Annotated in this window: 9 protein-coding genes and 1 pseudogene; 8 read left to right on the top strand and 2 right to left on the bottom strand. The window is 64.3% G+C overall.

Going from position 1 to position 13974, the window contains the following annotated elements; genetic code table 11:
* Window positions 1–340: 340 nt before the first annotated feature.
* From J4E58_RS30045 to J4E58_RS30030, 4 genes are read left to right on the top strand one after another with little or no spacing between them, the layout of a single operon-like run.
* Window positions 341–1117, top strand: a complete 777-nt coding sequence (locus tag J4E58_RS30045) for a DUF3050 domain-containing protein (RefSeq protein ID WP_087092294.1) — start codon at window positions 341–343, stop codon at window positions 1115–1117.
* Window positions 1114–2043 carry a diiron oxygenase gene (locus J4E58_RS30040; protein WP_087092293.1) on the top strand — a complete coding sequence of 310 codons (930 nt, stop codon included), beginning with the start codon at window positions 1114–1116 and terminating at the stop codon, window positions 2041–2043. The genes J4E58_RS30045 and J4E58_RS30040 overlap by 4 nt, the downstream gene beginning before the upstream one ends.
* A gap of 15 nt (window positions 2044–2058) precedes the next feature.
* Window positions 2059–5493 (top strand): non-ribosomal peptide synthetase, encoded by a 3435-nt coding sequence (locus J4E58_RS30035; protein ID WP_087092292.1) that lies wholly within the window; start codon window positions 2059–2061, stop codon window positions 5491–5493.
* Window positions 5494–5516: 23 nt separating this feature from the next.
* Complete coding sequence (locus tag J4E58_RS30030) at window positions 5517–5981, top strand: SRPBCC family protein (protein ID WP_007927311.1); 465 nt, start codon at window positions 5517–5519, stop codon at window positions 5979–5981.
* Window positions 5982–6226: 245 nt separating this feature from the next.
* Here the strand turns inward: J4E58_RS30030 and J4E58_RS32380 are convergent, their stop codons facing one another.
* Window positions 6227–7012: a methyl-accepting chemotaxis protein gene (locus tag J4E58_RS32380; RefSeq protein WP_370686837.1), complete on the bottom strand. Its 786-nt coding sequence runs from the start codon at window positions 7010–7012 to the stop codon at window positions 6227–6229.
* Between the two features lie 69 nt (window positions 7013–7081).
* A pseudogene (locus tag J4E58_RS32375) lies at window positions 7082–8107 on the bottom strand (cache domain-containing protein); the annotation flags it as partial.
* A 312-nt stretch (window positions 8108–8419) separates the two neighbouring features.
* On the opposite strand from J4E58_RS32375, the gene J4E58_RS30020 reads away from it, so the two are divergent.
* From J4E58_RS30020 to J4E58_RS30005, 4 genes are all read left to right on the top strand, one after another.
* Window positions 8420–8920, top strand: coding sequence for a sigma-70 family RNA polymerase sigma factor (locus J4E58_RS30020; RefSeq protein ID WP_009041561.1), 501 nt, complete (start codon window positions 8420–8422; stop codon window positions 8918–8920).
* Between the two features lie 5 nt (window positions 8921–8925).
* Complete coding sequence (locus tag J4E58_RS30015; RefSeq protein WP_087092291.1) at window positions 8926–9936, top strand: FecR domain-containing protein; 1011 nt, start codon at window positions 8926–8928, stop codon at window positions 9934–9936.
* Window positions 9937–10039: 103 nt separating this feature from the next.
* A complete protein-coding gene (locus J4E58_RS30010; protein ID WP_087092290.1) occupies window positions 10040–12535 on the top strand; it encodes a TonB-dependent siderophore receptor in 2496 nt (831 codons plus the stop codon).
* A 63-nt stretch (window positions 12536–12598) separates the two neighbouring features.
* The gene (locus tag J4E58_RS30005) at window positions 12599–13774 is read left to right on the top strand and encodes a PepSY domain-containing protein (RefSeq protein WP_087092289.1); all 1176 of its coding nucleotides are present in this window, start codon (window positions 12599–12601) and stop codon (window positions 13772–13774) included.
* Window positions 13775–13974: the final 200 nt, after the last annotated feature.

Below are 13974 nucleotides of genomic sequence, written 5' to 3'. Positions count from 1 at the left end.
GTCGCACGACAAAAATACAAGTTAGAAAAGTATTATAAAAACAACTTGCCCGACACTTTCTCCTGTATTAGTTTTTTCTCCGCCGACATTAAACAACGTCGAGCAGCCGTTCATGATCACCTGGCAAGCCTCGGTTCTATTGGCTATCGAAAGCCCATAACGCCAAGACGACGGTTCTTTAACGGATAGACCGGCCAGCACTATAAAACTTTCCAGATTATCAACTCAGGTTTGAGGCCCCTGCTCGCCCGCAACAAATAAGCACTGGTTAAAACACCTATACGAGCCGCAACTAATCGGCCAATAAAACACACTTTGACATCTCAGACAGGCAGCCTAAATGAACGCCAGCAAAGAACTTCTCGACGCCCGCAAGGCCACACTCAGCGCCCATCCCATTTTTGCCGAAATCAACACACTCGCGGTTCTTCAACGCTTCATGCAGGCCCATGTTTTCGCCGTGTGGGACTTCATGTCGCTGACCAAGCGCCTGCAACAGGAACTGACCTGCGTGCGCCTGCCCTGGCTACCGCCGCGGGACCCTCGCGCCGCGCGGCTGATCAACGAGATCGTGCTCGGCGAAGAATCCGACGATCGCCCCGGGCAAGGCCATTACAGCCATTTCGAGCTGTACCTGGACGCCATGCGCGAAGTCGGCGCCACCACCGGGGTCGTGGAACGCTTCGTCGCGCTGCAACAGGAGGGTGTGAGTTTCGACACCGCCCTGCACAGCGTCGACGCTGACCCGGCTGCCAGCGCCTTTGTCCGCCAGACCGTGCACACCGCCGTGCAGGCGCCGACCCATTGCCTGGCGGCGGCCTTTCTCCATGGCCGGGAAAGCGTCATCCCGCGAATGTTCCAGCGCATCCTCGACGACTGGGGCATCGGCATCGAGCAGGCGCCGACCTTTCGCTACTACCTGCAACGCCATATCGAAGTCGACTCCGACGACCACGGCCCGGCCGCGGAACAGCTGCTGCAGCGGCTGGTGGCTGGCGACCCGCAACGCCAGCAGGAGGTGTACGCGGCGGCTATCGCCGCGGTGGACAGCCGCATCGCCCTGTGGGACGGGCTGCGCCTGAGCATGGCCGAATCGGCGATCGGGGTGAGCGCATGAACGCCCTCGACTACCAATCCTTCGCCGACACCTGGGAAGAGCGCGCGACCATCCGCACCCGGCCGCGGCGCATGCTCGAGGACGACGACAAGCTGATCTACCCCCTGAGCCGCCAGCCCCTGGTGCACAGCCAGGGCTTCCTCGACCACTGTGCCCATCTACGGGACTTCGTGCTGGTGCAAAGCCTCTACAAGTTCATCAACGACGTGGTGATCTTCGAGACCGAGCTGGTGGACAAGACCGCCCGCAACATCGCCAAGAATCGCTTCGCCATTGCCTTCCCCTACGCCTGTCGCTACGACGCCATGACCGTGGTGGTGGACGAGGACTACCACGCGCTGGTGGCGATGGACTTCATGCAGCAGACCATCGCCATGAGCGGCATCGAGCCCATCGAGCTGCCCCGGGAAATCGAACTCAGCCGGGCCATCCCCGCCGCCCTGCGGCTGGCCCCCGCACACCTGCGCGACGCGATGGAGCTGGTCTGCGTGGCCATCGCCGAAAACACCGTGACCAACGATGTCGCCGCTTTCGCCAAGGACGACACAGTCAAGCAGTCGATCAAGGGCCTGATGGCCGACCACCTGCAGGACGAAGGCCGGCATTCGGGTTTCTGGTCGCGGCTGGTGCGCATCTATTGGCACGGCGCCAGCGATGCCGACCGCGCGGAGATCGCCCGGGTGCTGCCGGTGTTCATCACGCAGTACCTGACCAACGACATTCAGAAGGACTTCGACTTGCGGCTGATCGAGCAACTGCCCGTCGCCGCCCCGATCAAGCAGGCGCTGCGCGAGGAGGCAGCCGCCCTGGCCTACCCGATCAACCGCCATCACCCGCTGATCGCCAACATCCTGCGCTTCTTGCGCAGCAGTTCGATGCTGGATTCGGCCTGCGTCCAGGACGCACTGGCCGACTACCTGCCCTAACGGAGGGACCCGAGCATGAGACGCCTCGACATTGTGTTGACGGGCCGCAGCCAGGCCCTGAACGAACTGGCCATGGAGCTGGAGCGCCACGGCCATCTGGTGCGGCGGCTGGACTCGCCGCAAGCCATCGCCAACGCCGAGGGGCTGCGGCCCCATCTGTTGATCGACGACGGCAGTCTGAGGGATTCACCGCCCCTCGCAGCGGACACCGCGCGCCTGGAATTGCGCATTGCCCTGATCGCCCAAGCGGCGCCCGGGCTGCCGCAGGTGCGTCTGTTCCACCGCCACGACACTCGGCTGATCGAGCAGGCGAGCCTGCTGCCGGAGGCCAGCGGCAATGGCCAGGCCCTGCGCGGCAGCGCGGTGGCCAGGCTGGTCGCCAGCACCGCGCGGCTGGTCAGTGGTTTTTCCCGCGGCGCGGCGTTTTTCCACCAGCTCGCGACCCTGGACGAACCCAGCGAACCGCTGCTGGGCCTGGAGCGCCTGGACTCGCTGGCCTTCGAGCACCGGCATAACCCACAGCCGACACCGACCTTGCTGCGCGAGATGCAGGTGCCGATCGCCCAGCGCCTCGACCAGAGCCTGCTGTCCTTCGCCCAGCGCCCGGCCTTGAATATCCAGGGCATCGACTACAGCTACCAGACCCTGCACCAGCTGAGCTGCAACCTGCAGCGGCAGATGCTGCGACACCTGCCTCCAGCCTCTGGCCAACCACCGGTGATCGGCCTGTGCCTGCCCAAGTCGGCGGCCCTATATGCCGCGATTCTCGCGACCTTCGGCTGTGGCGCGGTGTACCTGCCGCTGGACCCGGAGCACCCGGCGCAACGGCGGCGCTACATTCTCGACAACGCCGGCGCCACCCTGCTGCTGCACGACGGCTGCGAAGACCTGGCCGACCTCGAGCTGGCGCAACTCGATGTACGCCCCCTGCTGCATGACGCCGCCGAGGACTGCCTCCCGCTGCTGCGCCAGGCACCGCCGCCAGAGGCGCCCTGCGTGGCGATCTACACCTCGGGCACCACCGGCCAACCCAAGGGCGTGTTGCTCAGCCAGGGCAATCTCAGCCACTTCTGCGCCTGGTACAGCGGCCATGTAGAGCTGGACCCAGACAGCCGGGTGCTGCAGTTCTCCACCATCAACTTCGACGCCTCGCTGCTGGATATCCTGCCCACCTTCCTCTGTGGCGCGCTGCTGGTGGTCCCCGACCAGGACCAGCGGCGCGACCCGCGGCAACTGCTGGCCCTGCTCCAGCGCCAGCGGGTCAGCCACGCCTTCCTGCCGCCGGCGCTGCTGAGCATCCTGCCCCTGGAGCAGCCGCTGGGCCTGCGGCATCTGGTGACCGGCGGCGACGTCTGCGAACCCTTCGTCATCCAGCGCCTGGCCGACCAGTGCGCGCTGCACAACATCTACGGCCCGACCGAAACCACGGTGCTGGCCACCACCCGCCGCCTGCGCGTCGACGACAACCCGCGCAACCTCGGCCTGCCGATCGCCAACAGCCAGGTGCTGATCCTCGACGAACAGCTGCAACCGCTGCCCGACCGTACCCCCGGCGAGCTGTACCTGGCCGGGCCCGGTGTCGGCCTCGGCTACCTGAACAACCCGGCGCTAAGCGCCGAACGCTACCTGACCCTGGACCTGCCGGACGGGCGCCGACTGCGGGTCTATCGCACCGCGGATATCGGCCAGTGGACCGACAACGGCATCGAGATCTGCGGGCGGCGGGACAACCAGGTGAAGATCCGCGGGTTCCGGGTCGAGCCCGAAGAGATCGAACACTGCCTGCGAGACGGCCAGCTGTTCCGCCAGGTGGCGGTGGTGATCGACGAGCAGCGGCGGATCCTCGCCTACCTGGCCCAGCCGAACGCCGCCGGCGACGCACTGCAAACCCTGCGCGAGCAGGTGCGCCAGCGCTTGCCGGACTACATGCAGCCCAGCGCCTACATCGCGCTGCCGAGCATGCCCTGCACCGCCAACGGCAAGGTCGACCGCCGCGCCCTGCTGGCCCTGCCGCGTACCCCAGGCAGCAACCACCGGCGACGCCTGCCACAGAACGCCACTGAACAGCACCTGCTGCAACTGTGGGCCGAACTGCTGGAACTGCCGGCCGAGGACATCGGCACCGATGACAGCTTCTTCAACCTCGGCGGCCACTCGATTTTGCTGTCGCGCCTGCTGCTGGCGATTCGCGAACAGTTCGGCCGCGGCCTGTCGATCAACCGCTTTATCGAGGCACCGACCCTGAGCAACCTGGCGACCCTGGTCGACGGCGCCGCCCACGACGGCCCGGACGCGTCCCTCGATCAGGTGTTCGCCGATGCCAACGCCGAACTCGACCTGCAGGTGCTGCCCATCAGCCAACTGGGCGATGTGCACAAGGTGCTGGTCACCGGCGCCAACAGTTTCCTCGGCGTGCACATCGTCCAGGCGCTGCTGGAATGGGGCGCCAGCGAGGTAGCCTGCCTGGTGCGGGAAACGCCCACGCAATCAGCCGCCGCACGTTTTGCCCAGGCCCTGCGCGACAACCGCCTGGAGCATCTGGACCTGAGCCGGGTGCGGGTGCATGCCGCCGACATCAGCCAGCCACGGCTGGGGCTGGCGGCGGATGTGTACGAAGACATCGACCGCGAATACGGCGCGCTGGTGCACAACGCCGCCAACGTCAATCACGTGCTCGATTACCCGGCGCTGGCGCGCGACAACGTCGAGCCGCTGTTCGAGTGCCTGCGCCTGTGCGAAGGGCGCAGCAAGAAGGTCTTCAACTTCGTCTCGACCCTGTCCGCCTCCAGCAGCATCGACGCCCAGGGCCGGGTGCTCGAACAGCCGCCCGCGGCCACCCCGCCGATCTACATCCGCAACGGCTACAACCTGTCCAAGTGGGTCGGCGAGCGGATCCTGCAACGGGCCCGCGAACAGGGGGTGTGGGTCAATCTCTATCGCCCGGGCAACATCAGTTTCAACAGCCAGACCGGGGTCTGCCAGCCCCACCGCAACCGCCTGATGCTGATGCTCAAGGGCTCGCTGCAACTGGGCCAGGTGCCGCAGCTGGCGATGAACTTCGACCTGATGCCGGTGGACTTCCTCGCCCGCTTCATCGCCTTCCACGCCAACCGTTATCAGCCGGCCCACGCGGTGTTCAACCTGCACAACCCGCAGCCCTTGAGCTGGGAGGCCTATGTCGCCTCGTTCCGCGAGGCCGGGCGCGAGTTCCGCATGGTCAGCGTCGCCGACTGGCAGCGCCAGCTGGGCCGGGTCGACCGCGACAACGCGCTGTTCGGCGTCCTCGGCTTCTACCTCAACGGTTTCGAGGAAGACATCGGCGACATCTCGCTGATCGGCCACGCCAACGCCGAGGCCGGGGTGCGGCGCATGGGCGCCGACTACCCGCCCAAGGACCCGGCGCTGCTGCGCAAGGGCTGCCAGTACCTGAAAGACATCCGTTTTATCTGAACCCACCCACGCTGGAGAACACCATGAAAAACCTGCAACCCGACACCCTGATCAAGAACCCGAACGCCTGCCAGGTCCTGTCCACCGTGGACATCGGCGCCGATGCCCGAAGCGTCTGGAACATCGTCGGCAACTTCGCCGGCTTCCCGGCCTTCATTCCCGCGTTGTCGCACATCGAAATGACCGGCGAGGGCGTGCGCTCGGTGCGCAAGAAGTTCTTCCACGACGGCAACATCGTGATCGAGCAACTCAACTCACGGGACGATCAGGCGCGGTACATGACCTGGAGCCTGATCTACGACACCCTGGGCATCGGCAACCTGTGGGCGGCCATGAGCGTCGAAGCCTTGCCCGGCGAACGGGCGCGCGCCACCTGGCGCATCGTCGCCGACCCGGCCGAAGGCGGTGCCGAGGTGGCGGCCTTCCAGGGGTTCCTGCAAGGGTTTGCCGATGAGGCAATGGGCAATGTGCAAAGGATGTTCGAGTAACGCTGGAAATGCCCCTGTAGCCGCTGCCGCAGGCTGCGATCGAAGCCGAAGGCGGCGCAAGATTTGGGGATCGCTGGAAGGCCTTCGGCCTTTTCGCAGCCTGCGGCAGCGGCTACAGGGGTTCGGAGGCCGGTGGAGAAGGAGGCAGTCCGAAGAACGGCAAGGGGTGCCGCTGGGCCGGTGGAGCAGGAAAAAAAACGCGATGAGCCATACCGGCCTCATCGCGTTTTTCAGGGCAGTGCGGGTCAGATCTTGAAGCTGTCCACCAGCTGCTTCAGGCGGTTGGCCTGCAGCGACAGGGCGTCGCAATCCTTCAGGGTTTCGTTGAGGTTGGCCACGCCCTGCTGGTTCAGCAGGTTGATCTGGCTGATGTCGACGTTGAGGGTTTCCACCACGGCGGTCTGCTCTTCGGTGGCGGCGGCCACCGACTGGTTCATGCCGTCGATCTCGGTGATGCGCTGGGTCACGCTGACCAGCCGCGCACCGGCCTGGTTGGCCACTTCGACGCTCTCTTCGCTGGACGCCTGGCTGGCGTTCATGGTCGATACCGCTTCGCGGGAGCCGATCTGCAGCGAGGTGATCATCTTGTGGATCTCCTCGGCCGATTCCTGGGTGCGATGGGCCAGGTTGCGGACCTCGTCGGCCACCACCGCGAAACCGCGACCGGCTTCACCGGCGCGCGCCGCTTCGATGGCCGCGTTGAGCGCCAGCAGGTTGGTCTGCTGGGAGATGCCTTTGATCACATCGAGGATGTGGCCGATGTTGTCGGTACTGGCGTTCAGGGTTTCGATCTGGGTGCAGGACAGGCTGATCTTCTGCGACAGCTCGGTCATGGCCAGGATGGTTTGTTCCACCACCTGGCGACCATCGTCGGCCTGCTCGCTGGCGCCGCTGGCGTGCTGCGAGGCATCGGCGGCGTTGCGGGCGATTTCCTGGGTGGCGGCGCCCAGCTGGTTGATCGCCGCGGCCACGCTGTTGGTGCGCGCGCTTTGTTCGTCGGAACCGATGATCGACGCGTTGGACGAGGCCATCACGCGCTGGGACAAATCGTGCACCTGGCGGGTGGCCGAGGACACTTCGGAAATCGACGCATGGATACGTTCCACGAACTGGTTGAACGAGCCGCCCAGTACGCCGAATTCGTCCTTGCTCTCCACCACCAGGCGGCGGGTCAGGTCGCCCTCGCCCTGGGCGATGTCCTGCATCGCGCGGCCCATGGTGGTCAGCGGACGCATCAGCACCTGGATCAGCAGGCTCAGCAGCACGGCAATCGCGGCCACGGCGATGAACATCGCCAGCAGCGCCGAGGTGCGGAACTTGCTCAGCGGGGCGAACGCCTTGTCACGGTCGATGGACAGGCCGATGTACCACTCGGCATTCGGCAGGCCAGTCACCGGGGTAAACGACAGGATGCGTTCCTGGCCGTTGAGCAGCACTTCCTGGGTGCCTTTCTGGATATGCACGTTGGCGCCCGGGTAGACATCCTTGAGGTTCTTCATCACCTGGTCCTTGTCCGGACTGACGATCACCTGCCCGTCCGCGCTGACCAGGAAGGCATGGCCCAGGCCGCCGAAGTCCACCGAGTTGATGATCTTCACCAGGGTTTCCAGGCTCAGGTCGCCCCCCACCACGCCCAGCAGCTGACCGTCCTTTTTCACCGGCATGGCGATGGTCACCACCAGCCCGCCAACGGCCGCCATGTAGGGCGGGGTCAGCATGGTCTTGTCGGCCGCCACGGCCTGCTTGTACCAGGGACGCTGACGCGGGTCGTAGCCGTCCGGCATCTTCGCGTCAGGCCGCTGGGTAAACACACCGTTGACCTGGCCCACGTAGGTGAACTGGAAGTTCGTGGTGAACGCCGGCTGGTCCACCAGCCCCGGGAAGTCAGCGTTGGCGCCCTGGTGGGCGACGTTCTGCGAGAGGTTCTCGAGCACCAGGATGCGTCCGCTCATCCAGTTCTGGACGCTGCTGGAAGTGAGGTCACCCGCCTGCTCGATGGACGATTCGAGGTTCTGGCGAATGGTGTTTCGCTGCAGATAGTCGTTGTACAAAGTGAACAACGCGAATGCCAGAACCACTACACCGGAGGCGGCCAAAAGGATTTTATGGCTGAACTTGAGATTCATGTCATGGGACTTCTTATGCCGAAAGTGGGGATGCGTACGGGATGCAACTTTCCATGTAACAACGCAGGCGGCGTTCTACGACCGCTCTACTTTGGTGCACGCATGGGTCTCACTGTCTGTCGGCACGAGACGGATAAATCTTAGCGATTTGTCAGAAATGTACCTGTTATCTGCAAAAAACCGCTGAACGGCAGGCTAGAGCGGTCGCGTCAGACTTTTCCGTAGCCGGTCGCCCTGCGGCTGTTGCAAAATCCCAAACCCTTGATGACAATGCGACTAATTATCATTTGTGACACCCGGGCAGTCGCATCCATGTCATCACCTGAGTTCGCGGTACAGGCGCTTTACAGCCATCACCATGGCTGGCTCAACACATGGTTGCGCAGCCGGCTGGGCAACGCCGCCGATGCCGCCGACCTGGCGCAGGACACCTTCGTGCGCCTGTTGCAGCGCACCGAACGCCTGGAACTCAAGGCCCCGCGCGCCTTCCTGCGGACCATCGCCCGCGGCCTGGTGATCGACCACTGGCGCCGCGAGGAAATCGAACGCGCCTACCTGGAAACCATCGCCCATCTGCCGCAAGCCCAAGCCCCCAGCGAGGAAGCCCGCGCCCTGGTGCTGGAGCTGCTGGAAAGCATCGCGCGCATGCTCGAAGGCCTGAAGCCGAAAGTGCGCAAAGCGTTCCTGCTGGCCCAGTGCGAAGGCCTGACCCACAAGCAGATCGCCGAACAGATGGGGCTGTCCCTGCGTTCGGTGGAGCGTTACGTGGCCGACGCGCTGTTCCACTGCTACCTGCTGCGCTATGAGGCGTGAGCGCTGTGGATAACCCCTCGATCAATCTGCGCCGGCCCGTGGACCCCAGGCACCTGGTGGTCAAGCAGGCCATCAACTGGATGCTGCGCCTGCGCAACAATGCCGGTAACCCCCGGCTGCTGCAGCAATGCGATACCTGGCGCGCGGCCCATCACGAGCACGAGCTGGCCTGGCAACGGGTGCAATCGCTGCAGCAGGAATTGCACAGCAACCTGCGGGCCGTGCCCGGTGCCCAGGTGGCCTTCGATACCCTGGAAAACAGCGCCCAGCGCCTCGGCCGACGCCAGGCCCTGAAGCTGCTCGGCGGCGTCATGCTGGTGGGCTCCGCCGCGTGGCTGGGCAAGGAGCAACTGGCCTGGCAGCAATGGAACGCCGACTTCGCCACCGCCACCGGCGAACGCCGCGGCTTCCAGTTGCCGGACGGCTCGCGCCTGGAGCTCAACACCGACAGCGCCGCCGACATGGACTTCAATGCCCGGCAGCGGCTGATCCGGCTCAGTCGTGGGGAAATCATGCTGACCTGCGGCCCGGACTCGCAGGCGAGCCCTTCCAGGCCGCTGCTGGTACGGACCCGCCATGGTCTGTTCGAAGGGGTCGACGCCAGTTTCGTGGTGTGCATGGAAGGCGACTGCACGCGCCTGAGTGTCACCGCCGGCAGCGTCGCCATTCATTCGCCGCACACCGCCGATGGCACCTCGGCCCGGGTACAGGCCGGGCAAAGCTACCAGGTCAGTGCATCCCAGGCGGTGCCGGTGCCGCCGCTGGACATGGACGTGGGCGCCTGGGCCGATGGCCTGATCGTCACCCGCAACATGCGGCTGGCGGACTTCATCCACGAGGTCGGACGTTATCGCCACGGTTACCTGGGCTGTGCCGACGAGATCGGCGACCTGCGCCTGTCCGGCGTGTTCCGCCTGGAGGACACCGACAAACTGCTGGCGATCCTCCCGCAAACCCTGCCCGTGCGCCTGCGTTATCGCACCCGCTGGTGGGTCACCCTGGAACGTCTGGCCTGAGGCGCTTCAACCCGTTGAAATTTTTTTGGCGGCTTTTTCCCGTGAGTCCGGCTTAGACAGTAAGCACTTCCATCTGCCTTCAGCGACTCAACGGAACCCTTCCATGATTGTGCACTTCCACCACTCCTCTTCTGCACCGCCCACCCTCGGCCTGCGCCATGCCGTGCGCGTGGCCCTGCTTTCCTCGGCGCTGGGCGTCGCCGCCTTGCCTTGCCTGGCACAGGCGGCCGAGACGGGCGCGGCCAGCCTCAGCCACAGCTACAACATTCCCGGTGGCGCCCTGAGCGAGGTACTCAACCGCTTCGCACGCGAGGCCGGCATCACCCTGTCGATGACCCCGGCGCAGCTCCAGGGGCGCCAGTCCGCCGGCCTGAAGGGCGAGTACTCCACCGACCAGGCCCTGGGCCAACTGCTCAACGGCTCCGGCCTGGAAGCGCTGAGCCAGGACGGCAGCAGCTATGTGCTGCGGGCCTTGCCCGAGACCGGCGCCCTGGCGTTGCCGACCACCGATATCAAGGGTTTCGCCCTGGGCAATGCCTTGGGCAGCATGGAAGGCTACAACGCCACCCACAGCCAGATCGCCACCAAGACCAGTACCGCGCTGCTGGAAACCTCGCAAAGCGTGTCGGTGGTGACCCGCGAACAAATGGACGACCAGGGTTCGCAAACCGTGTCCCAGGCCATGCGCTACACCCCCGGCGTGCTGACCAACCCCTACGGCGCGACCCACAGGTACGACTACGTGGCCATGCGCGGCTTCAACGACGGCTCGGTGGACAACATCTACCTCGACGGCCTCAAGTCCATGGGCGACAGCGGCACCTACAGCACCATGCAGGTCGATCCGTACTTCCTGGAGCGGGTGGACATCCTCAAGGGGCCTTCGTCGGTGCTTTACGGCCGCAGCTCCCCGGGCGGCCTGGTGGCACTGACCAGCAAGAAGCCGCTGTTCGAGCCCTACCATCAGATCCAGGCCACGGTCGGCACCCAGGGCCAGCGCGGCATGGGCTTCGACTTCAGCGGCCCGGTGGACGACGACAAGCGCATCGCCTATCGCCTGACCGGGCTGGCGGACCGCTCCGATACCCAGTTCGACCACAACAAGGAAAAACGCTACGCCCTGGCACCGACCCTGAGCATCGACTTCACCGATGACACCTCGCTGACCCTGCAGGCGTACCTGCAACACGATCCGGACGGTGGTTACCACAGCGGCATGCCGGCCGACGGCGCGTTGCACCCGCGCAACGGCCGGCGGATTTCCGAGAGCTTCTTCGAAGGCGAACCGGGCATCGATCGCTACAAGCGCGATCAGCAGTCGTTCGGCTATCAGTTCGAACATCGCTTCAACGATGTCTTCACCGCGCGGCAGAACTTCCGCTATCTGGACTCCAAGGTGAAGCTGGACCAGGTCTACGGCTACGGCTGGACCACCCCGACCAGCAACGAGCTGAACCGCTACTACACCGGCGGCGACGAGAAGCTGCATGCGTTCATCGTCGACAACATGCTGCAGGCCGAATTTCTCACCGGCGCGACCAAGCACACGGTGCTGATGGGCGCGGATTACCAGCGGCGCAAGACGGTGGTGGACTGGACCAGCGGCTCGGTGGCACCGATCAATGCGTTCGATCCGGTCTATGGCAACTCGGCCATCACTTACTACGACCCGGTCAGCTATCTGCGTCGCCTCGAGCAGACCGGCGTCTATCTGCAAGACCTGATCGAGATGGACCAGTGGCGCTTCTCCCTGGGCCTGCGCCAGGACTGGGTAGAGACCTCGGACGAGAACCGCCTGGCCGAAGCCTCGCGCCCGGTGGGCACCGAGATCAATGACAAGCGCACCAAGCTGACGGGCCGCGCCGGGGCGCTGTACCTGTTCGATAACGGGTTGGCGCCTTACATCAGCTATTCCGAATCCTTCAACCCCAACTCCTACGCGGACAGCGCCGGCAACCCGCTGGCGCCTACCGATGGCACCCAATGGGAACTGGGCCTGAAGTACCAGCCACCGGGCACGGATGACCTGTACACCGCGTCGCTGTTCCGCATCGACCAGGAAAACCTGGCCACCAAGCTGCCCCAGGAAAACTTCTATCGCGCGGTCGGCGCCGTACGCTCCCAGGGCCTGGAACTGGAAGCGCACCTGCAATTGAACGACAACCTCAAGCTGCTCGGCAGCTACACCTTCACCGATATCGAGTACTCGAAGTCGATGATCAGCACCTTGAGCACGGCCACCGACATCATCGAGAACAAGGGCAACTCACCGACCCAGGCGCCGCGGCACATGGCTTCGCTCTGGGCCGACTACAAGTTCGACAGCGGCTCGCTCGACGGCCTGCGCCTGGGTGGCGGCGTGCGCTATGTCGGCTACAGCTGGGCGGATGCGGAGAACACCATGAAGGTGCCGTCCTACACCCTTTTCGATGCCTCCGTCGGCTATGACCTGGGCAAGGTCGGCCTGAAGGGCGTGGATGTCCGACTCAATGCCAACAACCTGACCAACGAATCCTACATCGCCTCCTGTGCCAGCCTGAGCTTCTGCTACATGGGCGAGGAGCGGAACGTCGCGGCCACGGTCAGCTACCAGTTCTAATCATTTGTCGTTCCCCCGAAGCCAGCGCACGCGCTGGCTTTGTCGTCTCTACGGGAAAATTCCATGCGCGCAATTCTGGTTCTACTGCATCGTTATATCGGCCTGGCCACCGCGGTGTTTCTACTGTTGGCGGGGCTGACCGGCAGCCTGCTGGCCTTCAATCACGAGCTGGACGAGTGGCTCAACCCGGGGTTCTACGAGGCCCCTGCCGAGGGTCAGGCACTGCCGCCTGGAAGCCTGGTCGACCGGGTGCAGACACAGCATCCGCGCCTGCAGGTCTGGTACATGGAGTACCCCAATGAGCCCGGGCATACCGCACTGCTCGCCGCAGTGCCGCGTAACGATCCGGCCACGGGCAAACCCTTCGACGACCCCAACCAGGTGTTCTATCTGGACCCGGTCAGTGGCGAGCAGACCGGCAAACGGCTCTGGGGTGCCTGCTGTTTTCAGCGGGAGAATCTCATCCCCTTCATTCTCGAATTCCACTACAACCTGACGTTGCCGGGTAACTGGGGGCTGGTGTTGATGGGGCTGGTGGCGATCTTCTGGGTCATCGATTGCTTCATCGCCTTGTTCCTCACCCTGCCCCGTGGCCGGCCGTTCTGGAAGAAGTGGTCGACCGCCTGGAAGATCAAGGGCGGGCACGCTTATCGTCTCAACATGGATCTGCATCGGGCGGGCGGGTTATGGCTGTGGTTACTGCTGCTGCCGATAGCGATCAGCAGTGTGGCGATGAACCTGCCGAGCCAGGTGTTCAAGCCGGTGGTTTCCTTACTCTCACCGATCGAACCGAGCGTCTATGAAGCTCGTGGGCGCATGCCCAGCGATCAGTTGGGGGTTACCCGGCTCACCTATCAGCAGGCTTATGAACGCGCCCAGGAAGAAGGCAAACGGCTGGGCCTGACGGCGGCGATCGGCGAGCTTTATTACAGCTTCGAATACAACTTCTATGGCGCCGGTTTCGGTCAGCACGATACCGAGGCCCATGGTAAGTCATGGTTGTTCTTTCATGGCACCGATGGGCGCCTGCTGGGGCAGGAGATCGCCGGGCAAGGCACCTTGGGCGAACGTTTTTATCGGCTGCAACTGCCGATCCATGGTGGCCGGATCATCGGCTTTACCGGGCAGGTACTTATTGCGGTGTTGGGATTGGTGATTGCGGTGTTGTCCGTCACCGGGATCTACATCTGGTGGCGTAAATGGCTGGCCCGCAGAAGCAGCAAGATGCGTCAGCGGTGAGGTGAGGGACAGAGCGGAGGTGCTTCGCTCTGTTCTGATGCTGTGGAGCATAGGCTGGGGGCTGGAGGGGGATTCAGCTCACCTGCTAGGTGACCTGGAGACCTGGCTCGGATGTAAGCCACAAGGCTTTCAGACGTACAAAAACAAAACCCCTGTCTGCGTCAGCAGACAGGGGTTTCGGAATTCAATCTTGACGATGA

It is taken from the genome of Pseudomonas sp. FW305-25, assembly GCF_017351415.1.
GTDB classification, from domain to species: domain Bacteria; phylum Pseudomonadota; class Gammaproteobacteria; order Pseudomonadales; family Pseudomonadaceae; genus Aquipseudomonas; species Aquipseudomonas chlororaphis.
Note: the sequence above shows the minus strand (reverse complement) of the source record. Positions and strands in the feature narration are given on the sequence as shown.